Annotated in this window: 27 protein-coding genes and 1 pseudogene; 26 read left to right on the plus strand and 2 right to left on the minus strand. The window is 72.9% G+C overall.

Features of this window, described 5'->3' with window-relative positions; translation table 11 throughout:
- Positions 1–26 precede the first annotated feature (26 nt).
- Complete coding sequence (gene ftsH / locus C0216_RS06735; protein ID WP_114054370.1) at positions 27–1949, plus strand: ATP-dependent zinc metalloprotease FtsH; 1923 nt, start codon at positions 27–29, stop codon at positions 1947–1949.
- 28 nt (positions 1950–1977) lie between these two features.
- Here the strand turns inward: ftsH and C0216_RS06740 are convergent, their stop codons facing one another.
- Positions 1978–2658, minus strand: a complete 681-nt coding sequence (locus C0216_RS06740; RefSeq protein WP_114054371.1) for an SAM-dependent methyltransferase — start codon at positions 2656–2658, stop codon at positions 1978–1980.
- A 131-nt stretch (positions 2659–2789) separates the two neighbouring features.
- Here C0216_RS06740 and proS point away from each other — a divergent pair, with 131 nt between their 5' ends.
- The 18 genes from proS to C0216_RS06830 all read left to right on the plus strand — a co-directional run bounded on the left by proS (position 2790) and on the right by C0216_RS06830 (position 17500).
- Positions 2790–4202, plus strand: coding sequence for a proline--tRNA ligase (gene proS / locus C0216_RS06745; RefSeq protein WP_114054372.1), 1413 nt, complete (start codon positions 2790–2792; stop codon positions 4200–4202).
- A gap of 210 nt (positions 4203–4412) precedes the next feature.
- Positions 4413–5012 (plus strand): hypothetical protein, encoded by a 600-nt coding sequence (locus C0216_RS06750; protein WP_114054373.1) that lies wholly within the window; start codon positions 4413–4415, stop codon positions 5010–5012.
- A 215-nt stretch (positions 5013–5227) separates the two neighbouring features.
- A complete protein-coding gene (gene rpsP, locus C0216_RS06755) occupies positions 5228–5668 on the plus strand; it encodes a 30S ribosomal protein S16 (RefSeq protein WP_114054374.1) in 441 nt (146 codons plus the stop codon).
- A 2-nt stretch (positions 5669–5670) separates the two neighbouring features.
- Positions 5671–5910 (plus strand): RNA-binding protein, encoded by a 240-nt coding sequence (locus tag C0216_RS06760; protein WP_007266827.1) that lies wholly within the window; start codon positions 5671–5673, stop codon positions 5908–5910.
- 80 nt (positions 5911–5990) lie between these two features.
- Positions 5991–6542, plus strand: a complete 552-nt coding sequence (gene rimM, locus C0216_RS06765; protein WP_114054375.1) for a ribosome maturation factor RimM — start codon at positions 5991–5993, stop codon at positions 6540–6542.
- Positions 6542–7363 carry a tRNA (guanosine(37)-N1)-methyltransferase TrmD gene (gene trmD, locus C0216_RS06770; RefSeq protein ID WP_114054376.1) on the plus strand — a complete coding sequence of 274 codons (822 nt, stop codon included), beginning with the start codon at positions 6542–6544 and terminating at the stop codon, positions 7361–7363. The genes rimM and trmD overlap by 1 nt, the downstream gene beginning before the upstream one ends.
- Positions 7364–7496: 133 nt before the next feature.
- The gene (rplS, locus tag C0216_RS06775; RefSeq protein ID WP_114054377.1) at positions 7497–7847 is read left to right on the plus strand and encodes a 50S ribosomal protein L19; all 351 of its coding nucleotides are present in this window, start codon (positions 7497–7499) and stop codon (positions 7845–7847) included.
- Positions 7848–7890: 43 nt separating this feature from the next.
- Positions 7891–8673, plus strand: coding sequence for a signal peptidase I (lepB, locus tag C0216_RS06780; protein WP_114054378.1), 783 nt, complete (start codon positions 7891–7893; stop codon positions 8671–8673).
- Positions 8666–9550 carry a signal peptidase I gene (gene lepB, locus C0216_RS06785; protein ID WP_114054379.1) on the plus strand — a complete coding sequence of 295 codons (885 nt, stop codon included), beginning with the start codon at positions 8666–8668 and terminating at the stop codon, positions 9548–9550. The genes lepB (C0216_RS06780) and lepB (C0216_RS06785) overlap by 8 nt, the downstream gene beginning before the upstream one ends.
- Positions 9551–9660: 110 nt before the next feature.
- Complete coding sequence (gene lepB, locus C0216_RS06790; RefSeq protein ID WP_114058498.1) at positions 9661–10545, plus strand: signal peptidase I; 885 nt, start codon at positions 9661–9663, stop codon at positions 10543–10545.
- A 42-nt stretch (positions 10546–10587) separates the two neighbouring features.
- Positions 10588–11406, plus strand: coding sequence for a signal peptidase I (gene lepB, locus C0216_RS06795; protein ID WP_114054380.1), 819 nt, complete (start codon positions 10588–10590; stop codon positions 11404–11406).
- On the plus strand, positions 11396–11914 hold the full coding sequence (locus tag C0216_RS06800; protein WP_114054381.1) for an NUDIX hydrolase: 519 nt from the start codon (positions 11396–11398) through the stop codon (positions 11912–11914). The genes lepB (C0216_RS06795) and C0216_RS06800 overlap by 11 nt, the downstream gene beginning before the upstream one ends.
- A gap of 43 nt (positions 11915–11957) precedes the next feature.
- On the plus strand, positions 11958–12266 hold the full coding sequence (locus tag C0216_RS06805; RefSeq protein ID WP_006139554.1) for a DUF2469 domain-containing protein: 309 nt from the start codon (positions 11958–11960) through the stop codon (positions 12264–12266).
- Between the two features lie 139 nt (positions 12267–12405).
- Positions 12406–12777: a YraN family protein gene (locus tag C0216_RS06810; protein WP_114054382.1), complete on the plus strand. Its 372-nt coding sequence runs from the start codon at positions 12406–12408 to the stop codon at positions 12775–12777.
- On the plus strand, positions 12777–14411 hold the full coding sequence (locus C0216_RS06815; RefSeq protein WP_114054383.1) for a YifB family Mg chelatase-like AAA ATPase: 1635 nt from the start codon (positions 12777–12779) through the stop codon (positions 14409–14411). Before C0216_RS06810 ends, C0216_RS06815 begins: the two co-directional genes overlap by 1 nt.
- Complete coding sequence (gene dprA, locus C0216_RS06820; RefSeq protein WP_246042352.1) at positions 14408–15844, plus strand: DNA-processing protein DprA; 1437 nt, start codon at positions 14408–14410, stop codon at positions 15842–15844. Before C0216_RS06815 ends, dprA begins: the two co-directional genes overlap by 4 nt.
- Before the next feature lie 209 nt (positions 15845–16053).
- Positions 16054–16890 carry an RNA polymerase sigma factor WhiG gene (gene whiG, locus C0216_RS06825; RefSeq protein WP_114054384.1) on the plus strand — a complete coding sequence of 279 codons (837 nt, stop codon included), beginning with the start codon at positions 16054–16056 and terminating at the stop codon, positions 16888–16890.
- Positions 16891–16942: 52 nt separating this feature from the next.
- Positions 16943–17500 carry a TetR/AcrR family transcriptional regulator gene (locus tag C0216_RS06830; RefSeq protein ID WP_114054385.1) on the plus strand — a complete coding sequence of 186 codons (558 nt, stop codon included), beginning with the start codon at positions 16943–16945 and terminating at the stop codon, positions 17498–17500.
- Between the two features lie 67 nt (positions 17501–17567).
- Here C0216_RS06830 and C0216_RS06835 read toward each other — a convergent pair.
- A pseudogene (locus C0216_RS06835) lies at positions 17568–18140 on the minus strand (peptidoglycan DD-metalloendopeptidase family protein); the annotation flags it as partial.
- Between the two features lie 168 nt (positions 18141–18308).
- Here C0216_RS06835 and rpsB point away from each other — a divergent pair.
- From rpsB to C0216_RS06870, 7 genes are all read left to right on the plus strand, one after another.
- Positions 18309–19175: a 30S ribosomal protein S2 gene (rpsB, locus tag C0216_RS06840; protein WP_114054386.1), complete on the plus strand. Its 867-nt coding sequence runs from the start codon at positions 18309–18311 to the stop codon at positions 19173–19175.
- 136 nt (positions 19176–19311) lie between these two features.
- Entirely contained in the window at positions 19312–20148 is an 837-nt protein-coding gene (tsf, locus tag C0216_RS06845) for a translation elongation factor Ts (RefSeq protein ID WP_114054387.1), read from the plus strand.
- Between the two features lie 162 nt (positions 20149–20310).
- Positions 20311–21090, plus strand: a complete 780-nt coding sequence (gene pyrH / locus C0216_RS06850; RefSeq protein ID WP_114054388.1) for a UMP kinase — start codon at positions 20311–20313, stop codon at positions 21088–21090.
- An 85-nt stretch (positions 21091–21175) separates the two neighbouring features.
- Entirely contained in the window at positions 21176–21733 is a 558-nt protein-coding gene (frr, locus tag C0216_RS06855; protein ID WP_114054389.1) for a ribosome recycling factor, read from the plus strand.
- The gene (locus C0216_RS06860; protein ID WP_114054390.1) at positions 21733–22809 is read left to right on the plus strand and encodes a phosphatidate cytidylyltransferase; all 1077 of its coding nucleotides are present in this window, start codon (positions 21733–21735) and stop codon (positions 22807–22809) included. The genes frr and C0216_RS06860 overlap by 1 nt, the downstream gene beginning before the upstream one ends.
- Before the next feature lie 162 nt (positions 22810–22971).
- Positions 22972–24087, plus strand: a complete 1116-nt coding sequence (gene rlmN, locus C0216_RS06865; RefSeq protein WP_114054391.1) for a 23S rRNA (adenine(2503)-C(2))-methyltransferase RlmN — start codon at positions 22972–22974, stop codon at positions 24085–24087.
- 272 nt (positions 24088–24359) lie between these two features.
- Positions 24360–25463: a thiamine ABC transporter substrate-binding protein gene (locus tag C0216_RS06870; RefSeq protein ID WP_114054392.1), complete on the plus strand. Its 1104-nt coding sequence runs from the start codon at positions 24360–24362 to the stop codon at positions 25461–25463.
- Positions 25464–25468: the final 5 nt, after the last annotated feature.

Below are 25468 nucleotides of genomic sequence, written 5' to 3' on the forward strand. Positions count from 1 at the left end.
GAAGGACGGCAGTAAGGAGGCCCCCGGTGCCCAGCCCCACCCCCGCGCCGCCGCGCGACCGGGCCGACACGCCCTGGCGCTCCGAAGGCGCGCCGCCCTCCCCGCCGAAGAAGAGGATGCCCGGCGGCTGGCGCTGGCTGATCCTGGCCGCCCTGCTGGTCTTCCTGGCCACCAACCTCGTCCTGTCCTTCTTCAACGAGGGCGACGAGCCGACCGTCTCCTACACCGAGTTCAGCAGGCAGGTCGCCGCAGGCAACGTCGCCAGGATCTACGCCAAGGGCGACGCCATCCAGGGCGAACTGAAGGCGAAGCAGCCCCTCCCCGACGGCGGCAAGGGCGACTACACCAAGTTCACCACCCAGCGCCCCGCCTTCGCCGAGGACGACCTGTGGGCCGAGCTCACCAAGCAGAACACGATCGTCACCGCCTCCCCGGTGGTCGTCCAGCGCAGCCTCCTGGCCAACGTCCTGCTCTCGCTCGCCCCGATGCTGCTGCTCGTCCTGCTGTGGGTGCTCCTCGCCCGGCGGATGGGCTCGGCGCTCGGCGGCGGCCTGGGCGGCATCGGCCGCAAGACCCCGCCCCGGCCCGTGGAGCTCCAGGAGGGCGGCAAGCGCACCACCTTCGAGGACGTCGCCGGCATCGACGAGGTCCAGGGCGAACTCCACGACGTCGTCGACTTCCTCAAGAACCCGCAGCGGTACCGTGCGATGGGCGCCCGCATGCCCGGCGGCGTCCTGCTCGCGGGCCTGCCCGGCACCGGCAAGACGCTGCTCGCCCGGGCGGTGGCCGGTGAGGCGGGCGTGCCGTTCTTCTCGGCGTCCGCCTCCGAGTTCATCGAGATGATCGTCGGCGTCGGCGCCTCCCGGGTCCGCGAACTGTTCACCGAGGCCCGCAAGGTGGCCCCGGCGATCATCTTCATCGACGAGATCGACACCATCGGCCGGGCCCGCGGCGCAGGCGGCGGCATCGGCGGCCACGACGAACGCGAGCAGACCCTCAACCAGATCCTGACCGAAATGGACGGGTTCTCCGGCTCCGAGGGCGTGGTCGTGATCGCCGCCACCAACCGCGCGGACGTCCTCGACCCCGCCCTCACCCGCCCCGGCCGCTTCGACCGCACCGTCACGGTCTCCCCGCCCGACAAGAGCGGCCGCGAGGCGATCCTGCGCATCCACACCCGCGAGATCCCCCTCGCCCCGGACGCCGACCTCGCGCAGATGGCCGCCACCACGCCCGGCATGACCGGCGCCGAACTCGCCAACCTCGCCAACGAGGCCGCCCTCCTCGCCGTCAAGCGGGGGCGCGACCGGGTCACCCAGGGCGACCTCTCCGAAGCCCTGGAGAAGGTCCAGCTCGGCGCGGAGCGCCCGCTCGTCATGCCCCGGGAGGAGCGCCGGCGCACCGCCTACCACGAGAGCGGCCACGCCCTGCTCGGCATGCTCCACCCGGGTGCGGACCCCGTACGCAAGATCACGATCGTGCCCCGCGGCCGGGCGCTCGGCGTCACCCTCTCCACCCCGGAGGCCGACCGGTACGCCTACACCGAGGAGTACCTGCGCGGCCGGATCATCGGCGCGCTCGGCGGCATGGCGGCCGAGCACACCGTCTACGACGTGATCACCACCGGCTCCGAGAACGACCTGGAGCAGGTCACCGGCATCGTCCGCGGCATGGTCGGCCGCTGGGGCATGAGCGAGCGCATCGGCCGCCTCACCGCTGTCCCCTCCGACGGGCAGAGCCCGTACGGCCTGGCCGCGGCCCCCGCCACCCTCGACGCGGTGGACGCCGAGATGCGGCGGATCGTGGACGAGTGCTACACCGAGGCCTGCCGCCTGCTGCGCGAGCACCGGCCGAAGCTCGACGCCCTCGCCGAGGCGCTGCTCGCGAACGAGACCCTCGACGAGGCCGCCGCCTACGCCGCGGCGGGCATCCCGCGCACCCCCGCGTGACGGCCGGCCGCGGCCGGGCCGGGAGCCGTCACGGCACCCGGGCCAGGACGTACCGCAGGATGTTCGGCAGCCACACCGAGCCGTCGCTTCGCTCGTACGGGTGAAGGGCCTCCGCAAGCTCCTTCTCCACCTGCCCGGTGTCGCCCGCGGAGCCGTACAGCCCCGTCGACAGCAGCCCGCGCACCGCGCTGTCGGCGTCCGCGTACCCGAACGGGCAGAACACCCGCCCCGAGCCGTCGGGCCGCAGCCCGGCCGCCGACACCAGCGCCTCCAGGTCCTGCGGGGCCGGCCCGCCGCCCGGCACCGAGGGGACCGTGCACCGCTCCGCGGGCCCCCAGCCCGCCAGGACCACCGCGGCGCCGCTGCGCAGCGACGGCAGGGCCGCGGCGAGCGCCGCCCGGGAGGGCGCGAAGGCGAACAGCACGTCGTACGGGCGCCCGCCGGGCCCCGGCGCCGCCGGCAGCACGTCCAGCAGCCGCTCGCGCGCCAGGGCCCGCCGCTCGGGGTCCGCCTCCACCCCCGTCGCGGCGGCGCCCCGGCCCTCGGCCAGCAGCAGGGCCAGACCGGCCCCGCAGTCCAGGCCCAGCAGCCGGTCGCCGGGACCGACCCCCAGCCGGTCGTAGACCGTCTCGTACAGCGGTACGAGCATCCGTTCCTGGATCTCCGCCCAGTCGCGGGCGACGAGTGTCGGCGTAGGCGTAGGTGTCATCGAAAGAGCGCTCCTGATTCCTTGTCGCCCCCTTGCCCCCGATGCCAGGGAACTCCCCATCCGCCCCCGCGTCCAGAGGAGTGCGCCACCCGATTCACGGATCGCCCCCCGGGCGCCGTACCATTCGCGCCATGGCAAAGGCTCCCGTTCTCACCCCCCAGGCGGAGGATTTCCCCCGCTGGTACCAGGATCTGATCAACAAGGCCGAGCTGGCCGACAACGGCCCGGTGCGCGGCACCATGGTCATCCGGCCGTACGGCTACGGGCTGTGGGAGCGGATGCAGCAGGAGATGGACGCGCGCATCAAGGAAGCGGGCGCCCAGAACGCCTACTTCCCGATGTTCATCCCGCAGTCCTACCTGACCAGGGAGGCCGAGCACGTCGAGGGCTTCGCCCCCGAGCTCGCGGTCGTCACGCACGGCGGCGGCAAGCAGCTCGAGGAGCCGGTCGTGGTGCGCCCGACCTCCGAGACGATCATCAACGACTACTTCTCGAAGTGGGTCCAGAGCTACCGCGACCTGCCGCTGCTGATCAACCAGTGGGCGAACGTGGTCCGCTGGGAGATGCGCCCGCGCGTCTTCCTCCGGACGAGCGAGTTCCTCTGGCAGGAGGGCCACACGGCCCACGCCACGTACGAGGACGCCCGCGACTACGCGGCCCGGATCCACCGCGACGTGTACGGCGACTTCATGGTCAACGTGCTCGGCATCGACGTCGTGCTCGGCCGCAAGACGCCGAAGGAGCGCTTCGCCGGCGCCATCAACACCCTCACGCTGGAGGGCATGATGGGCGACGGCAAGGCCCTCCAGATGGGCACGAGCCACGAGCTCGGCCAGAACTTCGCCAAGGCGTTCCACACCCAGTACCTGTCGAAGGACAGCAAGCAGGAGTACGTCTGGCAGACCTCCTGGGGCGTGTCGACCCGCATGGTCGGCGGCCTGATCATGTCCCACGGCGACGACAACGGCCTGCGCGTGCCGCCGCGGCTGGCGCACGTCCAGGTCGTGGTCATGGCGATCAAGGGCGACGAGGCCGTGGCGAAGGTCCGCGAGCTGGGCGACCGCCTGAAGGCCGCAGGCATCCGCGTCCACGTGGACGACCGCGTCGACATCCCCTTCGGCCGCCGCGCGGTGGACTGGGAGCTCAAGGGCGTCCCGGTCCGCGTCGAGATCGGCCCCCGCGACCTCGAGGCCGGCACCGCGATGCTGGCCCGCCGGATCCCCGGCGGCAAGGAGCCGGTGCAGATCGACGCCCTGGCCGACCTGCTGCCCAAGGTGCTGGACGAGGACCAGGCGCAGCTGCTGCGCGAGTCCCGCGAGCGCCGCGAGGCCCGCACCTCCGACGTCTCCACGCTGGAGGAGGCCGCCGAGGCCGCGGCCGCCGGCGGCTGGGCGCGGATCCCGTGGGCCGACCTCGGCCCCGAGGGCGAGGCCAAGCTGGGCGAGCAGGCCGTCACCGTGCGCTGCCTGGTCGCCGAGGACGGGTCGGTGCCCGAGTCGGACGACGCCCCCGGTACGCTCGCCATCGTCGCGCGCTCGTACTGACGCGCGCGCTCCCGCCATCGCGCCCCGGCGCGCGGCCGACCGCCGCGCGCCGGGGCTGATGTTTCACAGTCGGCGTTGTGTACCGACTCCTCCTGGGATCGGCGCACCCGTCCTCGTCGTCGCGCATCAGGCACAACTGACGGGTACGTGCAAAAAATTTGGAATGGCCCGGAATCGGAACACCGGGGGCCTTCGGCTCGTTGTCACGACGTGAGCACGACACCACCTGTTCTCGCCGCAGAGCTGGCGCAGGCGTGGGCCGACATTCAGCGGCACCACCCCGAGCTGCCGGACCTTGCCGCGCCCGAGTCCCTGATCGGAGAGTCCTCGTCCGCCTGCGGCGCGGAGCTCTCCTTCGAGCGACTGCTGCACGAGGCAGTCCACGGCATCGCCGCCGCCCGCGGAGTGCGCGACACCTCCCGGGCCGGCCGCTACCACAACCGCAGATTCCTCGCGATCGCCGAGGAGATGGGACTGGACCATTCCGACGAGCCGCATCCGAGCAGCGGCTTCTCGCTGGTCACGCTCAACGCGGAGGCCAAGAGGCGCTACCGCCCGACCATCGAGCGCCTCCAGCGCGCCCTGAAGGCCCACACGGCGGCCACGACGGCCGACACCAAGCGCACGTTCCGCGGCCCGGCCGCGCGGCACGGCTCGTCCGGCGGGGGCGTGCGGGTCAAGGCCGTCTGCGACTGCGGGCGCAACGTGCGGGTGGTGCCCTCCGTGCTGGCACAGGCCCCGATCGTCTGCGGCGGCTGCATGAAGCCGTTCCGCATCCCGGAGGCCGCGGTCGCCGCAGCCGCGTCCTGAACCCGGCGCGCGGTGCGGCGCGCGGCGGGCGGAACCGGCCGCCGGGGGCGGGCCACGGACCGCCACCGGCATGTGGCAGAATGGATGGCTGTACTCGACAGTCGCACAGGACCCCTCTCTCCTCCGGCTGACGCGTCCATCGGGCACCCGAGTACCGCAACCCCACGTGGCATCTCAAGTGCCCAACCACGTCAAGTTCAGGAGACACCACTCCAGTGGCAGTCAAGATCAAGCTCAAGCGCCTCGGCAAGATCCGCTCCCCGCACTACCGCATCGTCGTCGCCGACGCCCGCACCCGCCGGGACGGCCGCGCGATCGAGGAGATCGGCATCTACCAGCCGACGTACAACCCGTCGCGCATCGAGGTCAACGCCGAGCGCGCCCAGTACTGGCTCTCGGTCGGCGCCCAGCCCACCGACGCCGTGCTCGCCATCCTCAAGCTGACCGGTGACTGGCAGAAGCACAAGGGCCTCCCGGCCCCCGCGCCGCTGCTCCAGCCGGCGACGAAGGAAGACAAGCGCCGCTCCTTCGACGAGTTCGCCAAGGCCCTCGAGGGCATCGGCGAGACCAAGGGCGAGGCCATCACGCAGAAGGCGAAGAAGGCCGACAAGAAGGCGGACGAGGCTGAGGCCGCCGCCGAGTCGACCGAGGCCTGAGCATGCTCGAGGAGGCTCTTGAGCACCTCGTAAAGGGCATTGTGGACAACCCCGACGACGTGCAGGTCGCCTCGCGCAACCTGCGCCGCGGGCAGGTGCTCGAGGTCCGGGTCCACCCCGACGACCTCGGGAAGGTGATCGGCCGCAACGGCCGCACCGCACGTGCGCTGCGCACCGTCGTGGGCGCCATCGGCGGCCGCGGCATCCGCGTCGACCTCGTCGACGTGGACCAGGTCCGCTGAGCAGTTGAATCACCGGCACGGGCCGGGGAGGGCATTCGTGCCCGCCCCGGCCCGTCGTCGTATGGACAGGAGAAGGAAGAGTGCAGCTGGTAGTCGCGCGGATCGGCCGCGCCCACGGGATCAAGGGTGAGGTCACCGTCGAGGTGCGGACGGACGAGCCCGAGCTGCGGCTCGGGCCCGGCGCCGTGCTGCAGACGGAGCCGGCCTCGGCGGGCCCCCTCACCGTCGAGACGGGACGGGTGCACAGCGGGCGCCTGCTGCTGCGGTTCGAGGGCGTGAAGGACCGCAACGCCGCCGAGGCGCTGCGCAACACGCTGCTCATCGCCGACGTGGACCCCTCGGAGCTGCCCGAGGAGCCCGACGAGTTCTACGACCACCAGCTCATCGACCTGGACGTGGTCCTGGAGGACGGCACCGCGGTCGGCCGGATCACCGAGATCTCCCACCTGCCCTCGCAGGACCTGTTCATCGTCGAGCGGGAGGACGGCTCCGAGGTGATGATCCCCTTCGTGGAGGAGATCGTCGCCGAGATCGACCTGGAGGAGCAGCGCTGCGTCATCACGCCGCCGCCCGGCCTGATCGACGACCGTGCCGTGGTGGCCTCCACCCGGGACGAGGAGGACGGGGCCTGATGCGGCTCGACGTCGTCACGATCTTCCCCGAGTACCTGGAGCCCCTGAACGTCTCCCTCGTCGGCAAGGCGCGGGCCCGCGGGCAGCTCGGCGTACACGTCCACGACCTGCGCGACTGGACGCACGACCGGCACAACACCGTCGACGACACCCCGTACGGCGGCGGCCCCGGCATGGTCATGAAGACCGACCCCTGGGGCGAGGCCCTCGACGAGGTGCTCGCCGACGGCTACGAGGCCGGCGCCCGCGGGCCCGTCGTCGTCGTGCCCACGCCCAGCGGGCGGCCGTTCACACAGGAGCTCGCCGTCGAGCTCTCCGAGCGGCCCTGGCTGATCTTCACCCCGGCCCGCTACGAGGGCATCGACCGGCGCGTCATGGACGAGTACGCGACGCGCATGCCGGTCTACGAGGTCTCCATCGGCGACTACGTCCTCGCGGGCGGCGAGGCCGCCGTCCTGGTCGTGACCGAGGCCGTCGCCCGGCTCCTGCCCGGCGTGCTGGGCAACGCCGAGTCCCACCGGGACGACTCCTTCGCGCCGGGCGAGATGGCGAACCTGCTGGAGGGCCCCGTCTACACCAAGCCGCCGCAGTGGCGCGGCCGCGGGATCCCGGAGGTGCTGCTCAGCGGCCACCACGGCAAGATCGCCCGCTGGCGGCGCGACGAGGCGCTGCGCCGGACCGCCGCCAACCGGCCGGACCTGATCGAGCGCTGCGAGGCCTCGGCGTACGACAGGAAGGACCGGGAGCTGCTGGCGGCCCTGGGCTGGGAGCCGACCGCGGACGGCCGATTTTGGCGCAGGCCGCGGGCCGTGGAAGAATAAGCGGCTGCTGTGTGCTCGCGTGTGCCCCTGCCACAGGGGGACCGTCGCACGAGGGGTGGCACGGCTACGGAATTCTCCCCGAAAACCCGCATCGGCGACCTGTGGCGTCGTGCGAAGAAAGCAGACGAAGAACATGTCTCACCTGCTCGACGGCGTGAACGCCGCCTCCCTGCGCTCGGACGTCCCGGCCTTCCGCCCGGGTGACACCGTCAACGTGCACGTCCGCGTCATCGAGGGCAACCGCTCCCGTATCCAGCAGTTCAAGGGCGTCGTCATCCGCCGCCAGGGCTCCGGCGTCTCCGAGACCTTCACCGTTCGCAAGGTCTCCTTCAGCGTCGGTGTCGAGCGCACCTTCCCGGTGAACTCCCCGATCTTCGAGAAGATCGAGCTGGTCACCCGTGGTGACGTCCGCCGCGCCAAGCTGTACTACCTCCGTGAGCTCCGCGGCAAGGCCGCGAAGATCAAGGAGAAGCGCGACCGCTGATCTCCTCTCCGGATCCACGGGGCGGCCGGATAGGCTCCCCCCGATGGACACCGAAGCAGAGCTCACCGAACGCGGCCACTCCTCCCCCGGCACGGGGGAGGGGCGGCCGCGTTCTGCTTTTGCCCGGTTCCTCGCGCCGGACGGGTGGCGGCGGCTGTCCCCGCTGCGCGGGGCCGCCCTGCTCGGAGTGGCCTGCACGGTCTTCCTGCTGCTGCTCGCCGGCTTCGTCGTCCAGCCCTTCCTGATCCCGAGCCGGTCCATGGAGCCCACGCTCCGGGTCGGCGACCGGCTGCTGGTGAACAAGCTGGCGTACCGTTTCGGCGACGCGCCGCGGCGCGGCGACGTGGTCGTGTTCGACGGCACCGGCTCGTTCGTGCCGGAACCGGACGGGGCGCCGGGCCCGCTGGCCGGACTGCTCGGCGGGGCGGCCTCCGCCCTCGGCATCGGCGGGCCGTCCGACTCCGACTTCGTCAAGCGGGTCGTCGGCGTCGGCGGGGACGACGTCGTCTGCTGCGACGCCCGGGGGCGCCTCGCGGTCAACGGGGTGCCGCTGGCGGAGCCGTACCTGTACCCGGGCGACGCTCCCTCGAAGGTGCCCTTCCGGATCGTCGTCCCGCTGGACCACCTCTGGGTGATGGGCGACCACCGGTCGCAGTCCCGGGACTCCCGGGACCACCTCGGTGCGCCGGGCGGGGGGATGGTGCCGGTGGAGAAGGTCATCGGGCGGGCCGACTGGATCGGCTGGCCGCCCTCGCGCTGGGGCCGCACCGCCCCGCAGCCCGGGCCGGCCGCCCCGGCGCCCCCCTCCGGCGGCCGCCATGGGTAGCCGGGGCCGGCAGCGCAGCGAGCGCGAGCGCCGCCGACAGGCCGCCCGGCCGGCCCGCGCTGCCGCCGAGCCCGCCGCCGAGGAGGCCCCGGCGCCCGAGCCGGGCGGGCGGGCCGAGCGGCGACGGCTGGCCCGCCGCGTCCGAAGGCGCCGGCGCACCCGGCGCGCCGGCGAGCTCCCGCTGCTCGTCGTCGCGGCGCTGTGCATCGCCCTGCTCCTCAAGACGTTCCTGGTGCAGGCCTTCTTCATCCCTTCCGGCTCCATGGAGGAGACCATCCGGATCGGCGACCGGGTCCTCGTCGACAAGCTGACCCCCTGGTTCGGCTCCCCGATCGAGCGCGGCGACGTCGTCGTGTTCAAGGACCCCGGCGGCTGGCTCAAGGGCGAGGCGGCGCGCCCGCCGCGCGACCCCGTCGTCGTCAAGCAGATCAAGCAGACGCTGACCTTCATCGGCCTGCTGCCCTCCGCCGACGAACAGGACCTCATCAAACGCGTCATCGGGGTCGGCGGCGACACCGTCGCCTGCTGCGACGCCAAGGGGCGCGTCACCGTCAACGGCGCGCCGCTGGACGAGCCGTACGTGAAGCCCGGGAACTCCCCCTCCGACATCAGGTTCGAAGTCGCCGTGCCGCCCGGCCGGCTCTTCGTCATGGGCGACCACCGCTCGAATTCGGCCGATTCCCGCTTCCACCTCGACGAGGCCTTCCAGGGCACCATCTCGGAGGAGGGCGTCGTCGGCGAGGCCGTCGTCATCGCATGGCCGTTCGACCACTGGCGCAGGCTGGAACAGCCCGCCACCTTCCTCACCGTTCCCGATCAGCAGCGGAGCGGGCGGCGCGGCCGCAGCGGGCGCCGCGGTGGCGCACCCGTCGCATAGTGTGTCCTCGGTCTCCCGCGCCTTAGGGAACTCCCGCTCGTTAAGGGAGGGGAGGACCCGTGCCGAACCGGCCGGGCGGCAGTTCCGAGTGAGGAGTGGATGTGGGGGACGTGGCGGTAGGCGCACGGTCCGGACGCGACGACGGCGAGGAGCGCCCGGCCGACGCCGGGCACATTGCCGGTGGCGCGGCCGGGGACGACGCGGAGGACGGCGCCGAGGCGCAGCCGCAGCGCTCGTTCTGGAAGGAGCTGCCGCTCCTCATCGGCATCGCCCTGCTGCTCGCCCTGCTGATCAAGACGTTCCTGGTGCAGGCGTTCTCGATCCCCTCGGACTCGATGCAGAACACCCTCCAGCGCGGCGACCGCGTCCTCGTGGACAAGCTGACCCCCTGGTTCGGCTCGGAGCCCGAGCGCGGCGAGGTCGTGGTCTTCCACGATCCGGCGAACTGGCTGGCCGGGGAGCCGACCCCGGAGCCCAACCTCTTCCAGCAGGTCCTCAGCAAGATCGGCCTGATGCCGTCTGCAGACGAGAAGGACCTGATCAAGCGGACCATCGCCATCGGCGGGGACACGGTCGAGTGCAAGAAGGGCGGCCCGGTCGTCGTCAACGGCAAGCCGCTCGACGAGCCGTACATCTTCCCCGGCAACACTCCCTGCGACGACGCGCCGTTCGGGCCGCTCAAGGTGCCCGAGGGCAAGATCTGGGTGATGGGCGACCACCGCCAGAACAGCCAGGACTCCCGCTACCACATGCAGGACTCCACCCAGGGCTTCGTCCCCGTCGACAAGGTCGTCGGGCGCGCCGTGGTCATCGCGTGGCCGGTCACCCGCTGGTCGACCCTGCCGGTTCCGGACACGTTCGACCAGCCGGGCATCGGCAACCAGGCCCCGGCCAAGGCGCTGAGCGCCGCCCCGGCCGCGCTCGGCCTGGCCGGGGCCGTCCCCCTCGTCCTGTGGCGCCGGCGGAGGCTGACCGGCGGTACTACCGGCAGGTAGGGTGCCGCCCAGGGTGGTCCATCCCGGACAGGGGGCGCAGCCATGGGCGGTACGCAGGACAGCACAGCGCAGGACAGCACAGCGCAGGACAGCAGCGGAACGCAGGGAGCTGCACGCGGGACCGGAGGCGGCGGCCGCGGTGCAGGCAGCGTCCTGTCGGGCGTCGCCGTCGCCGTCGGGTTCGTCCTCTTCCTGGGCGGCTTCGTGTGGGGGGCCGTGGTCTACCAGCCCTTCACGGTGCCGACCGACTCGATGGTGCCGACCGTCAGGCCGGGCGACCGGGTCCTCGCCCAGCGGATCGACGGCGCCGAGGTGCGCCGCGGCGACGTGGTCGTCTTCACGGACACCCGGTGGGCCGACGCACCCATGGTCAAGCGGGTCGTCGGTGTCGGCGGCGACACCGTGAAGTGCTGCGGTGCGGGCGGCCGGCTCACCCTGAACGGCCGGGAGCTCGACGAGCCGTACGCCGACCTCGACGACCCGGGGGCGGCCGCGAGCGGACTGCGGCCCGCGTCGCAGACCCCCTTCGAGGTGACCGTCCCGGAGGGCAACCTCTTCCTCCTCGGCGACCGCCGCGCCGCGTCCCTCGACTCGCGGGCCCACCTCCAGGAGGCCGGGCAGGGGACCGTCCCGCGCTCCGCGGTGCGGGGCCGCATCGACGCCGTCGCCTGGCCCTCCGCGACCATGGTCGGCCGGCCCGCGGCGTACGCGGACCTGCCCGGCGGAACGTCCCGGCCCGGGCCGTTGCGCATCCAGCTGGCCGCGGCCGCGGGCGGGGCCGCGCTGGTGCTGCTGGGCTGCGCGTACGGGCCGCTGGCGCGGACGCTCGCCCGCCGGAGGGAGCAGGCCGGTGCACGCTGAGCAGGCCGGCGCAGCCGGCTTCCGCAAGGTGTCCCGGGTGGTCCTGCTCGACCCCGCTGACCGGATCCTGCTGCTGCACGGCTTCGAGCCCGCCACGCCCGAGGTCGACTGGTGGTTCACCCCGGGCGGCGGGCTGGAGGGCGCCGAGACCCGCGAGGAGGCCGCCCTGCGGGAACTCGCGGAGGAGACCGGCATCACTGCGGCCGAGCTGGGGCCGGTGCTGTGGCGGCGCCAGTGCGCCTTCCTCTTCGACGGGCGGCTCTGGGAGCAGGACGAGTGGTACTTCCTGGCCCGGACGGGGCAGACACGCACCGAGACGACGGGTCTCACCGAGCTGGAGCGGCGCAGCGTCACCGGGGCCAGGTGGTGGACCGCGGAAGAGCTCCTCGCGACCCGCGAGACCGTCTACCCCAAGCGGCTCGCCGAGATGCTGGCGGCCCTGCTGGCCGAGGGCCCGCCGGGCGCGCCGGTGGTCCTCGCGCCGGAAATCGACCGGCCGCCCGCGTGACTGCCGCACAATGGGGGGACGCACGGCTGAAGGGGAACATGCCATGAGCGCCGAGGACCTCGAGAAGTACGAGACCGAGATGGAGCTGAAGCTCTATCGGGAGTACCGCGACGTCGTCGGGCTGTTCAAGTACGTGATCGAGACGGAACGCCGCTTCTACCTGACGAACGACTACGAGATGCAGGTGCACTCGGTCCAGGGCGAGGTGTTCTTCGAGGTGACGATGGCCGACGCCTGGGTGTGGGACATGTACCGGCCGGCCCGCTTCGTCAAGCAGGTGCGCGTGCTGACCTTCAAGGACGTGAACATCGAGGAGCTCAACAAGAGCGACCTCGAACTGCCCGGCAGCTGATCCGGCGGCCCGGCCGCGTCCTCCTGCGGCGCTCCTGTCCCCCTGACGGGTGAGGGCGCCGTCCACAACGGCCCCTCCGTCCACCAAGATCCACTCCCTTCGGCGGTCCGCGGGACCGTGGCCGTGGAGGTGGTGCGCGATGGACGCGAAGGGCGTGGCGCGGCAGGCGATGGGGCGGTACGGCGAGGAGCTCGCCGCGCGGCGGCTGGCCGAGGCCGGCATGACCGTCATCGAGCGGAACTGGCGGTGCCGGGCGGGGGAGATCGACATCCTCGCCCGGGACGGGGACGCGCTCGTGGTGTGCGAGGTCAAGACACGGCGCGAGGGGCCGTACGAGCACCCGATGGCCGCGGTGCGGCCCGGCAAGGCCGAGCGGCTGCGCAGGCTCGCCGGGCGCTGGCTCGCCGACCACGGCGGACCGCCGCCGGGCGGGGTGCGGATCGACCTCGTGGGGGTCGTGCTGCCGCGGCGCGGCGCGCCCGTCGTGGAGCACGTCAGGGGGGTGGCGTGATGGGATTCGCGCGAGCCTGCTCGGTGGCCCTCGTCGGCGTCGAGGGCGTGGTCGTCGAGGTCCAGGCAGACCTCGAACCGGGCGTGGCGGCCTTCACCCTGGTGGGGCTGCCCGACAAGACCCTGGTCGAGAGCCGGGACCGGGTGCGGGCCGCTGTCGCCAACTCCGGCGCCGCCTGGCCCCAGAAGAAGCTCACGGTCGGGCTCAGCCCGGCCTCCGTCCCCAAGGGCGGATCGGGATTCGACCTCGCCGTCGCGGCAGCGGTCCTCGGGGCCGCGGAGGTCGTCGACCCCGCGGTCATCGCGGACCTGGTCCTGATCGGGGAGCTGGGGCTGGACGGCCGGGTCCGGCCGGTGCCCGGCATCCTCCCGGCGGTGCTCGCCGCCGCGGAGGCCGGCCACCGCCACGTCGTCGTGCCGCGGGGCTGCGCCGCCGAGGCGGAGCTGGTGCCCGGGGTCTCGGTGCTCGGCGTCGGCAGCCTGCGCCGGCTGATCGCGGTGCTGACCGGCGCCGACGAGGCGGCCGCCGAGCCCGAGGAGGAGGCCGGGCCGCCCGGCCCCGGGTCCTCGGCACTGCTGGTGCCCGGCGCGGGGCTGGGCACCGGGGTACTGTCCGGCCGGACGGCGGAGGGCGGCCCGGGCGACCTGCCGGACCTGGCCGACGTGGCCGGGCAGCAGGCGGCCCGCCGCGCCCTGGAGGTGGCCGCCTCCGGAGGGCACCACCTGTTCCTGAGCGGGCCGCCGGGCGCGGGCAAGACGATGCTCGCCGAGCGGATGCAGGGCATCCTGCCGCCGCTCACCCGGCAGGACTCCCTGGAGGTGACCGCTGTCCACTCGGTCGCCGGGATCCTGCCGCCGGGCGACCCCCTCGTCACCCGCGCCCCGTACTGCGCGCCGCACCACTCGGCCACCATGCAGTCCCTCGTCGGCGGCGGTGCCGGGGTGCCGCGGCCGGGGGCCGTCTCCCTGGCACACCGCGGAATCCTCTTCCTGGACGAGGCCGCCGAGTTCGGCGCGAAGGCGCTGGACGCGCTCCGCCAGCCCCTGGAGTCCGGCCGGGTGGTCATCGCCCGGGCCGCCGGAGTGGTGCAGCTGCCGGCCCGCTTCCTGATGGTCCTCGCGGCCAACCCCTGCCCCTGCGGGCGGCACGGGCTCCACGGAGCGGGCTGCGAATGCCCGGCCTCGGTGGTCCGGCGGTACCAGGCCCGGCTGTCCGGGCCGCTGCTGGACCGGGTGGACCTGCGGGTGGAGGTCGAGCCCGTCGGCCGCTGCGACCTGGCCCGGCCCGGCAGCCGCGGCGAGCCGACGGCCGTCGTCGCCGCCCGGGTCCTCCAGGCCCGGGAGCGCGCCGCCGCCCGGCTCGCCGGGACGCCGTGGCGGCTCAACGCCGAGGTCCCCGGACACGAGCTGCGCACCCGCTGGCCGGCCGCCGCCGGGGCGCTCGCGCAGGCCGAGCGGGACCTGGAGCGCGGCCTCCTCACCGCCCGCGGGCTCGACCGGGTGCTGCGGGTCGCCTGGACCGTGGCCGACCTGCGGGGCAACGACCGCCCCGACGCCCTGGACGTGGCCGTCGCCCTGGAACTGCGCACCGGCGTGGCCCGCGGCGCCGCCCTCGCGGCTGGAGCCGCGCCATGACCCCGCCCGCCGCCCCCGAGCCGCTGCCGGGGTCCGGGCCGCCGCACGGTCCTGGCTGCGGGCCGATGTCCGGAATCGGGCAGCCGCACGGCCCTGGCTCCGGTCCGGTGCCGGGTTCCGGGCTGCCGCACGGCTCGGGGCCCGGGCCGCTGCCGGGCTCCGTGCCGCCGGGTTGCTCCGGCTCCGGGCCGCTGCCGGACGGCGGGCCGCTGGGCGGCCCCGGTTCCGAGGGCCGGGGCCCGGCCGAGGTGGAAGGCGGGCACGGGGGATACGAGGAGGAGCTGCTCGCGCGGGCCGCGCTGACGCGGGTCCTCGAACCGGGCGACGTGCACGGGGGCCGGTGGCTGCGCATGTACGGGGCCGCCGCCCTGGTGCGGCTGCTCACCGGGGCCGACCCCGAGCCCCCCGAGCTGGCCGGGGCGGGGCGGCAGCGGGTCGCGGGATACCGGCTGCGGGCCGCCCGGGCCGATCCCCGCGCCGACCTCGACCGGGCGGCGGAGCTGGGCTGCCGGTTCCTCTGCCCCGGCACCCCGCAGTGGCCCACCCAGCTCGACGACCTCGGCGACGCCAGACCCGTCGGCCTGTGGGTGCGCGGCACCCCCGACCTGCGGACCTGGGCGCTGCGATCCGTCGCCCTCGTCGGGGCGCGGGCCTGCACCCCGTACGGGGCGCACATGGCGCACACCCTGGCCGCCGGCCTCGCCGAGCGCGGCTGGGTCGTGGTCTCGGGCGCCGCGTACGGGATCGACGGCGCCGCGCACCGCGGTGCGCTCGGGGCCGGCGGGGCGACGGCCGCGGTCCTGGCCTGCGGGGTGGACACCGCCTACCCGCGGGGCCACGCCGGGCTGCTCGGCGCCATCGCGGGGCAGGGCCTGGTGCTCGGCGAGCTGCCGCCGGGCAGCCATCCGACGCCGGCCCGGTTCGTGCTGCGCAACCGGGTCATCGCCGCCCTGACCCGCGGCACCGTCGTCGTCGAGGCGGCCTACCGCAGCGGCTCGCTCGTCACCGCCCGCCGGGCCCGGCAGCTGGGCCGGTTCACGATGGGCGTCCCCGGGCCCGCCACGAGCGGGCTGTCGGCCGGGGTGCACGAGCTGCTGCGCGGGGAGGCGGTGCTCGTCACCGACGCGGCCGAGGTGGTCGAACTCGTCGGCGGGATGGGGGAGCTGGCGCCCGAGCGGCGCGGGCCGGTCCTCGCCCGCGACCTGCTGGACCCGGACACCGCTCGGGTGCTGGACGCACTGCCGGCCGCGGGCCCGGCGCAGGCCGGGGACATCGCCCTCGCCGCTGGGGCCGGCACCGATGAAGTCATCGGCAGACTGTACGAACTTCACTCTCTGGGGTTCGTCGAACGGCTTGGCGACGCCTGGCGGTTGGCCAAGAGGACACGCCGGGAAGGCACACGAACCGGTGGCGAACGGCGAGGCGGTCGGTGACCTGGGGCGTTCCGGTGAAAGAGTGAAGCCGATGAATACCGCGGTCTTTCCGCCGGCAGCCGCCGGGACCGGGCGCCCGGCGCCGGTCCCGGGCCGTCCGTGCGATCCGGGACGCCTCCGGGGCCTCATACGATCCCGTACTCTTCGCGCACCGCGACTACTCCGTCACGCTACGCTCACAAGGAATCCGGCTCCGGCAAAGGCGAAGCATGCCCCAGCACACCTCACGGTCCGACCGCGCTGCTGTGCCCACCGCTGCCCGCGGCGGCGTGCGGCCCACCGCGCCCTCGTCCCTGGAGGCGCTGTGGCGCTCGTACAAGGCCTCGGGTGACGGGCGGCTGCGCGAGCAGCTGATCCTCCACTACTCGCCCCTGGTCAAGTACGTCGCCGGCCGGGTCAGCGTGGGCCTCCCGCCCAACGTGGAGCAGGCCGACTTCGTCTCCTCCGGCGTCTTCGGGCTGATCGACGCCATCGAGAAGTTCGACCTCGACCGCTCCATCAAGTTCGAGACGTACGCCATCACCCGCATCCGCGGCGCCATGATCGACGAGCTGCGGGCGCTCGACTGGATCCCGCGCTCCGTGCGGCAGAAGGCGCGGGCCGTCGAGCGGGCGTACGCCACGCTGGAGGCGCAGCTGCGCCGCACCCCCACGGAGCACGAGGTCGCCGCCGAGATGGGCATCGCCGTGGAAGAACTCCACGCGGTGTTCAGCCAGTTGTCACTGGCGAACGTGGTCGCCCTGGAGGAGCTGCTGCACGTCGGCGGGGAGGGCGGCGACCGCCTCTCCCTGATGGACACCCTGGAGGACACCGCCGCCGACGACCCCGTGGAGGTGGCCGAGGACCGTGAGCTGCGCAGGCTGCTGGCCCGCGCCATCAACACGCTGCCCGAGCGGGAGAAGACGGTGGTGACGCTGTACTACTACGAGGGCCTGACCCTGGCCGAGATCGGCAACGTCCTCGGCGTCACCGAGAGCCGCGTCAGCCAGATCCACACCAAGTCGGTGCTGCAACTGCGCGCAAAGCTGGCGGATGTGGGGCGCTGACCCGCCGGTACCTCCGTACAGTGGACGGGTGCCCAGGATTCGAGCGGCCTCCGTGGCCGAGCACCGGTCGATGCAGCGCGGCGCCCTGTTGGACGCGGCGCGCTCCCTGCTGTCCGAAGGCGGGACCGACGCCCTGACCTTCCCCGCCCTGGCGGAGCGGACCGGCCTGGCCCGGTCCTCCGTCTACGAGTACTTCCGCTCCCGCGCCGCCGTCGTCGAGGAGCTGTGCGCGGTGGACTTCCCCGTCTGGGCCGCGGAGATCGAGTCGGCCATGGAGCAGGCCGCGACGCCCGAGGCGAAGATCGAGGCCTACGTGCGCAGCCAGCTCGGCCTCGTCGGGGACCGGCGCCACCGGGCCGTGGTCGCGATCTCGGCGAGCGAGCTGGACGCGGGCGCCCGGGAGAAGATCCGCGCCGCGCACGGCGGCCTCGTCGCGATGATCGTGGAGGCGCTGGCCGCGCTGGGCCAGGAGGAGCCGAAGCTGGCGGCGATGCTGCTCCAGGGTGTCGTCGACGCGGCGGTGCGCCGCATCGAGCTGGGCGCGGCCGAGGAGCCGGCCGTGGTGACCGAGACGGCCGTCGCGATGGCCCTGCGGGGCGTCCGGGGCTGAGCGCCGCCCCCTCGGCGGGCAGCAGCCGCGGCGCCGGTCGCGGGAGCAGGCCCAGCGGGTCGAGGTAGTCCCCGCCCGCGAGCAGGCCCCAGTGCAGGCAGGGCCGCGGCCCGCAGTGGCCGCCCTCCGCCAGGACGGCCACCACCTGCCCGGCCGTGACGGCCTCCCCCTCCTCCACGAGCGGCCGCACCGGCTCGTACGTGGTGCGCAGGCCGCCCGGCAGCGTGAGCGACAGCACCCCGCGCCCGGCGACCGGCCCCGCGTGGTGCACCCGCCCCGGCCCCACCGCCCGCACCCGCGCACCCACCGGGGCCGCCAGGTCCACGCCGCGGTGCCCGGCGGCGTACGGGGTCGGCGGCGGATCCCACCAGCGGGCCACCACCAGCGGACCCGGCAGCGGCCGCACCGCTCCCGCCGGCACCGCCCCCGGCGCATGCGCGGGCGCCCGCGCGCCCGCGGGGGCGCGGGCGGGGGCGTCCGCCTCCGCAGCCGGGCCCGGGGCCGCCGCGCGGGCGGTGAGCAGCAGCAGTGCGATCAGCAGTGTCGTCACGGTCATGCGGCCAGCGTGCCCCCGCCGCCGCGGGGCGGGGGCGGGCCTGTGGACGGCGGGCCGGTTGTGGACGGCGGCGTCACCTGGCATACCGCCCGGTCCCGTACACTTCTTACGGCGATCCGGGTCACCGGGTCGACTTCGCACGCCCCGGGGCCGGTCGGCAAGACCGGGTGCCGGCGTCTCTCGGTCCCCTTCGGCGGGGGCAGGACGCAGCGGGGCGTCAGGACCAAAACCGAGAAAACCAAGGAGATGGCCATGGCCGTCGTAACGATGCGGGAGCTGCTGGAGAGCGGCGTCCACTTCGGTCACCAGACCCGTCGCTGGAACCCGAAGATGAAGCGCTTCATCTTCACCGAGCGCAACGGCATCTACATCATCGACCTGCTCCAGTCGCTGTCGTACATCGACCGCGCCTACGAGTTCGTCAAGGAGACCGTCGCGCACGGCGGCTCCATCATGTTCGTCGGTACCAAGAAGCAGGCCCAGGAGGCCATCGCCGAGCAGGCGACGCGCGTCGGCATGCCGTACGTCAACCAGCGCTGGCTCGGCGGCATGCTCACCAACTTCTCCACGGTCTACAAGCGCCTCCAGCGCCTGAAGGAGCTCGAGGCGATCGACTTCGAGGACGTCGCGTCCTCGGGTCTGACCAAGAAGGAGCTCCTGGTCCTCTCCCGCGAGAAGGCCAAGCTGGAGAAGACCCTCGGTGGTATCCGCGAGATGCAGAAGGTGCCCAGCGCCGTCTGGATCGTCGACACCAAGAAGGAGCACATCGCCGTCGGCGAGGCTCGCAAGCTGAACATCCCGGTCGTCGCGATCCTCGACACCAACTGCGACCCCGACGAGGTCGACTACAAGATCCCGGGCAACGACGACGCGATCCGCTCCGTCACCCTGCTCACCCGCGTCATCGCCGACGCCGTCGCCGAGGGCCTGATCGCCCGCTCCGGCGCCGCGACCGGCGACTCGAAGCCGGGCGACAAGGCCGCCGGCGAGCCGCTCGCCGAGTGGGAGCGCGACCTGCTCGAGGGTGAGAAGAAGGCCGACGCCGCCGAGGCCGCCCCGGCCGCCGAGGCTGCCCCGGCCGCCGAGGCTGCCCCGGCCGCCGAGGCCGAGCAGGCCTGACCCACTGGAGGGGCCCGGCGTTCACGCGCCGGGCACTTGCAGCACGGACGATGACGGCGGGGGAGCCGCGCCACGAGCGCGCCTCCTCCGCCGTTCACCCGTAGATCTACGACTTCGAGAGAGAAGCACAAGACTCATGGCGAACTACACCGCCGCTGACGTCAAGAAGCTCCGCGAGCTCACCGGCGCCGGCATGCTGGACTGCAAGAACGCGCTCGTCGAGGCCGACGGCGACGTGGAGAAGGCCCAGGAGGCCCTCCGCATCAAGGGTCAGAAGGGCGTCGCCAAGCGCGAGGGCCGCTCCGCCGAGAACGGTGCCGTCGTCTCCCTCATCGCCGACGACAACACCTCCGGCGTCCTCGTCGAGCTGAAGTGCGAGACGGACTTCGTCGCCAAGGGCGAGAAGTTCCTCGCCGTCGCCAACCAGCTGGCCGCCCACGTCGCCGCCACCTCCCCGGCCGACATCGAGGCCCTGCTCGCCTCCGAGATCGAGCCCGGCAAGACCGTCACCGCCTTCGTCGACGAGGCCAACGCCAACCTCGGCGAGAAGATCGTCCTGGACCGCTTCGCGCAGTTCACCGGTGGCTACGTCGCCTCCTACATGCACCGCACCATGCCCGACCTGCCGTTCCAGATCGGCGTCCTGGTCGAGCTGGACAAGGAGAACGCCGAGGTCGCCCGCGGTGTCGCGCAGCACATCGCCGCGTTCGCCCCGCAGTGGCTGTCCGCCGAGGACGTCCCGGCCGACAAGGTCGAGTCCGAGCGCCGCATCGCCGAAGAGGTCACCCGCGCGGAGGGCAAGCCCGAGGCTGCCATCGCGAAGATCGTCGAGGGCCGCGTGAACGGCTTCTTCAAGGACGCCACCCTCCTGGGCCAGCCGTACGCGCTGGACAACAAGAAGTCCGTCCAGAAGGTCCTGGACGAGGCCGGTGTCACCCTGAAGCGCTTCACGCGCATCAAGGTCGGCATCTGAGTCCGTCCGTACACGACGGGCACCGGACCCCGGTAGGGTCTGAGGCAGTCGTCCGCCTACGCGTGGAACGACCGCAGATCTGACGAGGAGGCCATTGCCGTAGAGGGAACCGCGAGGACCCACCGGCAATGGCCTTCTTCGTATGTGCACGAGGAGATCTCCATGAATCAGGGCGTGGACCCCCACAACGCTTCCGACGACAAGAGCGACCACGGGAGGAAGGGCCGCCGCTTCATGCTGAAGCTGTCCGGCGAGGCCTTCTCCGGCGGCGGCGGACTGGGCGTCGACCCCGACGTCGTCCATGCCATCGCGCGTGAGATCGCCGCGGTGGTCCGCGACGGCGCGGAGATCGCCGTCGTGATCGGCGGCGGCAACTTCTTCCGCGGCGCCGAACTCCAGCAGCGCGGCATGGACCGCGCCCGTTCCGACTACATGGGCATGCTCGGCACCGTCATGAACTGCCTCGCCCTCCAGGACTTCCTGGAGAAGGAGGGCATCGACTCCCGCGTGCAGACGGCGATCACCATGGGCCAGGTCGCCGAGCCGTACATCCCCCTGCGGGCCGTGCGGCACCTGGAGAAGGGCCGCGTCGTGATCTTCGGCGCGGGCATGGGCATGCCGTACTTCTCCACCGACACCACGGCCGCCCAGCGCGCCCTGGAGATCGACGCCGAAGCCCTGCTCATGGGCAAGAACGGCGTCGACGGGGTCTACGACTCCGACCCCAAGAAGAACCCCGACGCGGTGAAGTTCGACGCGCTGGAGTACGGCGAGGTGCTCTCCCGCGACCTGAAGGTCGCAGACGCCACCGCCATCACGCTGTGCCGCGACAACGATCTGCCGATCCTGGTGTTCGAACTGCTCGCCGAGGGCAATATCGCCCGCGCCGTCAAGGGTGAGAAGATCGGCACGCTCGTGAGCGACCAGGGAACCCGGGCCTGAGCGGTCCGCAGCCGGAGCCGGCCCCGCGCGGCCGGCCCCGCACCGCCCGCCTGAACCATCCATTCAAGACATGCAGGAGCACGTGGTGATCGAAGAAATCCTCCTCGAAGCCGAGGAGAAGATGGAGAAGGCCGTCGTCGTCGCCAAGGAGGACTTCGCCGCGATCCGCACGGGCCGTGCGCACCCGGCGATGTTCAACAAGATCATGGCGGACTACTACGGCGCCATCACCCCCATCAACCAGCTCGCCTCCTTCTCGGTGCCCGAGCCGCGCATGGCCGTGGTGACCCCGTTCGACAAGAGCGCCCTGCGCAACATCGAGCAGGCCATCCGCGACTCGGACCTGGGGGTCAACCCCAGCAACGACGGCAACATCATCCGTGTGGTGTTCCCCGAGCTGACCGAGGAGCGCCGCCGCGAGTACATCAAGGTCGCGCGCACCAAGGCCGAGGACTCCCGCGTCTCCATCCGCTCCGTCCGCCGCAAGGCCAAGGACGCCCTCGACAAGCTCGTCAAGGACAAGGAGACGGGCGAGGACGAGGTCCGCCGCGCGGAGAAGGAGCTCGACGACACCACCGCGAAGTACGTCGCGCAGGTGGACGAGCTGCTCAAGCACAAGGAAGCCGAGCTCCTCGAGGTCTGATGAACGACTCTCCCTGGGCCGCGGAGCCGGTTCCGGCGGGTCCCGCATACGATGCGCTGGTGGGCCCGCACACTCGGCCCATGCCCATCGTGCCCGATGCCGCCGGCCGTGACTTCGACGACCGGGATGCACGCGATCGGGGGGCCGCCGCTGAAGGCGGCCCCCCGTTCCGCGCCGAGACGCCGCCGCAGGAGCCCATGCCCAGCCCCCCGCCCCCGCCCTCGCAGGCACCGCAGGACGCCTCGCCACCGCCGCCCAAGAAGCGGGCGGGCCGAGACCTGCGCGCCGCGATAGGGGTCGGCGTCGGCCTCGGAGCGGTGATCTTCGCTTCCCTGTTCATCGTCAAGGCGGTCTTCGTCGGCGTCATCGTCGTCGCGGTCGTCGTGGGCCTGTGGGAGCTGACCTCCCGGCTCCAGGAGAAGAAGGGCATCAAGGCGCCGCTGGTCCCGCTGGCCATCGGCGGCGCCGCCATGGTCATCGCCGGCTACGTGCGCGGCGCCGAGGGCGCCTGGGTGGCGATGGCCCTGACCGCACTCGCGGTCCTGGTCTGGCGGATGACCGAACCGCCGGAGGACTACCTCAGGGACGTCACCGCAGGCGTCTTCGCCGCCTTCTACGTGCCGTTCCTGGCGACCTTCGTCGCGATGCTCCTCACCGCGGACGACGGCCCCCAGCGCGTCGTCACCTTCCTCGTCCTGACCGTGGTCAGCGACACGGGCGCCTACGCGGTCGGCTGGCGCTTCGGCAAGACCAAGCTGGCCCCGCGCATCAGCCCCGGCAAGACGCGCGAGGGGCTCCTCGGAGCCGTCGTCTTCGCCATGGCCGCCGGAGCCCTGTGCATGGAGTTCGCGGTCGACGGGGGCGCCTGGTGGCAGGGGCTGGTCCTCGGCCTCGCGGTCGCCGTCAGCGCCACCCTGGGCGACCTCGGCGAGTCGATGATCAAGCGCGACCTGGGGATCAAGGACATGGGCACGCTCCTCCCCGGCCACGGCGGGATCATGGACCGGCTGGACTCGCTGCTGCCGACCGCCCCCGTGGTCTGGCTGCTGCTGGCCCTCTTCGTCGGCACCGGCTGAGCCGACCGGGTTATCCTGAAGGGCGCACCACCACCGGTGGTGCGCCCTTTCCCCGTGATCGCGGGGATGCATCTGTGAGGTCTCCGGCGCGGACAGCGCCATCGCCATCGGCTCCGCACGCGCGGAGGTCGTCAGACCTCGTCGCCCTGAGGAGGACCGCACATGGCACCCCGCCCCGCTCCGGGAGAGCTCACCTTCGTCGCGCCGAAGGCCGCGAAGAAGCCGCCCCGGCACCTGGCCGACATGACGCCCGCCGAGCGCCGCGAGGCCGTCGCCGCGATCGGCGAGAAGCCGTTCCGGGCCAAGCAGCTCTCGCAGCACTACTTCGCCCGCTACGCCCACGACCCGGCCGAGTGGACCGACATCCCCGCCGGCTCCCGCGAGAAGCTCCGCGAGGAGCTGCTGCCCGAGCTGATGAAGGTCGTACGGCACATCTCCTGCGACGGTGACACCACCCGCAAGACCCTGTGGCGCCTGCACGACGGCACCCTCGTCGAGTCCGTCCTGATGCGCTACCCCGACCGGGTCACCATGTGCATCTCCTCGCAGGCCGGCTGCGGCATGAACTGCCCGTTCTGCGCCACCGGCCAGGCCGGCCTGGACCGCAACCTGTCCACCGCCGAGATCGTCCACCAGATCGTCGACGGCATGCGCGCCCTGCGCGACGGCGAGGTCCCCGGCGGCCCCGCCCGGCTGTCGAACATCGTCTTCATGGGCATGGGCGAGCCCCTCGCCAACTACAACCGCGTCGTCGGCGCGATCCGCCGGCTGACCGACCCCGAGCCCGACGGCCTCGGCCTGTCCCAGCGCGGCATCACCGTCTCCACCGTCGGCCTCGTCCCGGCGATGCTGCGCTTCGCCGACGAGGGCTTCAAGTGCCGCCTCGCGGTCTCCCTGCACGCCCCCGACGACGAGCTGCGCGACACCCTCGTCCCGGTGAACACCCGCTGGAAGGTCCGCGAGGTCCTCGACGCCGCCTGGGAGTACGCCGAGAAGTCCGGCCGCCGCGTCTCCATCGAGTACGCCCTGATTCGCGACATCAACGACCAGGCCTGGCGCGGCGACCTCCTCGGCCGGCTGCTCAAGGGCAAGCGCGTCCACGTCAACCTGATCCCGCTGAACCCGACGCCCGGCTCCAAGTGGACCGCCTCGCGGCCCGAGGACGAGCGGGCCTTCGTCGAGGCCATCGCCCGGCACGGCGTGCCGGTCACCGTCCGCGACACCCGCGGCCAGGAGATCGACGGCGCCTGCGGCCAGCTGGCGGCCTCCGAACGCTGACGGCCCCGGCCGGGGCACCGGCCGGAGGCCCGAGAGGTGCGGAACCGGCCGCGGGGTACCCTGTGGCCGAACCAATTCCACATTCCGACAGGGGAGCGCCACAGCGCTGAGAGTGCGGTCACCGTCCACCGCAGACCCTCTGAACCTCGCCCCGGTCATTCGGGGTAGGGAGTTCGGTCACCACTCAAGCTGTTGCGCCCTGCCCGGCGTCCGCTCGCGAAGCGCCCGGCAGGGCCGCGTCTTTTCCTGGTCACACCCAGGAGGAATCACCAGTGAGCACCACCACCAGGAGACTCGCGGCCACCGCGCTCGCGACCGCCCTCGGCACCGCCGCGCTCAGCGCCTGCGGCGGCGGCAGCGGGGACGGGTCCGCGGCCGAGGACAGCGGGAAGCCGGCGCAGAAGACCGTCACGCTCGTCTCCCACGACTCCTTCGCCGTGACCGATGCGGTCATCAAGGAGTTCGAGCAGCAGAGCGGCTACACCGTGCAGGTCCTCAAGTCCGGGGACGCCGGCACCGCCCTCAACCAGGAGATCCTCACCAAGGGCTCCCCCCGCGGCGACGTCTTCTTCGGCGTCGACAACACCCTCCTCTCGCGCGCCCTCGACAACGGCATCTTCACCGCGTACGAGGCGAAGGGCCTCGACACGGTCAAGCCGGAGTTCGTGCTCGACGCACAGCACCGGGTCACCCCCGTCGACTCCGGCGACATCTGCGTCAACTACGACAAGGCGTACTTCGCCGACAAGGGGATCGCCCCGCCGCAGACCCTCGACGACCTGGCCAAGCCCGAGTACAAGGACCTGCTGGTCGTCGAGAACGCTGCGACCTCCTCGCCCGGCCTCGGCTTCCTCCTGGCCACCGTCGGCAAGTACGGCGAGGAGGGCTGGAAGGACTACTGGGCCAAGCTGAAGGCCAACGGCGTCGAGGTCGTCGACGGCTGGGAGCAGGCCTACAACGAGCGCTTCTCCGGCTCCGCGGGCGGCAGGAAGGCCAAGGGCGACCGCCCGCTGGTCGTCTCCTACGCCTCCAGCCCGCCGGTCGAGGTCCTCTACGCCGAGCCGCAGCCGGCCGAGGCCCCCACAGGCGTCGCCACCGGCACGTGCTTCCGCCAGACCGAGTTCGCAGGCCTGCTCAAGGGCGCGAAGAACGAGGCCGGCGGCAAGGCGCTGATCGACTTCATGATCGGCAAGAAGTTCCAGGAGGACATGCCGCTCAAGATGTTCGTGAACCCGGTCGTCAAGGACGCGCAGCTGCCCGAGCTGTTCACCAAGCACGGCGCCGTCGTGGAGAAGCCCGAGACCGTGGCTCCCGACACCATCGCCAAGAACCGGGAGCAGTGGGTCAAGACGTGGACCTCGCTCGTCGTGAAGTAGCCGGC

Origin of the sequence: Streptomyces globosus (genome assembly GCF_003325375.1) — a bacterium.
GTDB classification, from domain to species: Bacteria; Actinomycetota; Actinomycetes; order Streptomycetales; family Streptomycetaceae; genus Streptomyces; species Streptomyces globosus_A.

What these genes read in the sequence shown, in the direction of transcription:
- C0216_RS06815 (WP_114054383.1), top strand. Translation starts at nt 12,777, where the DNA reads ATGGGATTCGCGCGAGCCTGCTCGGTGGCCCTCGTCGGCGTCGAGGGC.
- whiG (WP_114054384.1), top strand. Translation starts at nt 16,054, where the DNA reads ATGCCCCAGCACACCTCACGGTCCGACCGCGCTGCTGTGCCCACCGCT.
- rpsB (WP_114054386.1), top strand. Translation starts at nt 18,309, where the DNA reads ATGGCCGTCGTAACGATGCGGGAGCTGCTGGAGAGCGGCGTCCACTTC.
- pyrH (WP_114054388.1), top strand. Translation starts at nt 20,311, where the DNA reads ATGAATCAGGGCGTGGACCCCCACAACGCTTCCGACGACAAGAGCGAC.
- rplS (WP_114054377.1), top strand. Translation starts at nt 7,497, where the DNA reads ATGTCTCACCTGCTCGACGGCGTGAACGCCGCCTCCCTGCGCTCGGAC.
- lepB (WP_114054379.1), top strand. Translation starts at nt 8,666, where the DNA reads ATGGGTAGCCGGGGCCGGCAGCGCAGCGAGCGCGAGCGCCGCCGACAG.
- C0216_RS06810 (WP_114054382.1), top strand. Translation starts at nt 12,406, where the DNA reads ATGGACGCGAAGGGCGTGGCGCGGCAGGCGATGGGGCGGTACGGCGAG.
- proS (WP_114054372.1), top strand. Translation starts at nt 2,790, where the DNA reads ATGGCAAAGGCTCCCGTTCTCACCCCCCAGGCGGAGGATTTCCCCCGC.
- lepB (WP_114054380.1), top strand. Translation starts at nt 10,588, where the DNA reads ATGGGCGGTACGCAGGACAGCACAGCGCAGGACAGCACAGCGCAGGAC.
- trmD (WP_114054376.1), top strand. Translation starts at nt 6,542, where the DNA reads ATGCGGCTCGACGTCGTCACGATCTTCCCCGAGTACCTGGAGCCCCTG.
- C0216_RS06760 (WP_007266827.1), top strand. Translation starts at nt 5,671, where the DNA reads ATGCTCGAGGAGGCTCTTGAGCACCTCGTAAAGGGCATTGTGGACAAC.
- dprA (WP_246042352.1), top strand. Translation starts at nt 14,408, where the DNA reads ATGACCCCGCCCGCCGCCCCCGAGCCGCTGCCGGGGTCCGGGCCGCCG.
- rlmN (WP_114054391.1), top strand. Translation starts at nt 22,972, where the DNA reads ATGGCACCCCGCCCCGCTCCGGGAGAGCTCACCTTCGTCGCGCCGAAG.
- C0216_RS06740 (WP_114054371.1), bottom strand. Translation starts at nt 2,658, where the DNA reads ATGACACCTACGCCTACGCCGACACTCGTCGCCCGCGACTGGGCGGAG.
- lepB (WP_114054378.1), top strand. Translation starts at nt 7,891, where the DNA reads ATGGACACCGAAGCAGAGCTCACCGAACGCGGCCACTCCTCCCCCGGC.
- tsf (WP_114054387.1), top strand. Translation starts at nt 19,312, where the DNA reads ATGGCGAACTACACCGCCGCTGACGTCAAGAAGCTCCGCGAGCTCACC.
- C0216_RS06860 (WP_114054390.1), top strand. Translation starts at nt 21,733, where the DNA reads ATGAACGACTCTCCCTGGGCCGCGGAGCCGGTTCCGGCGGGTCCCGCA.
- C0216_RS06805 (WP_006139554.1), top strand. Translation starts at nt 11,958, where the DNA reads ATGAGCGCCGAGGACCTCGAGAAGTACGAGACCGAGATGGAGCTGAAG.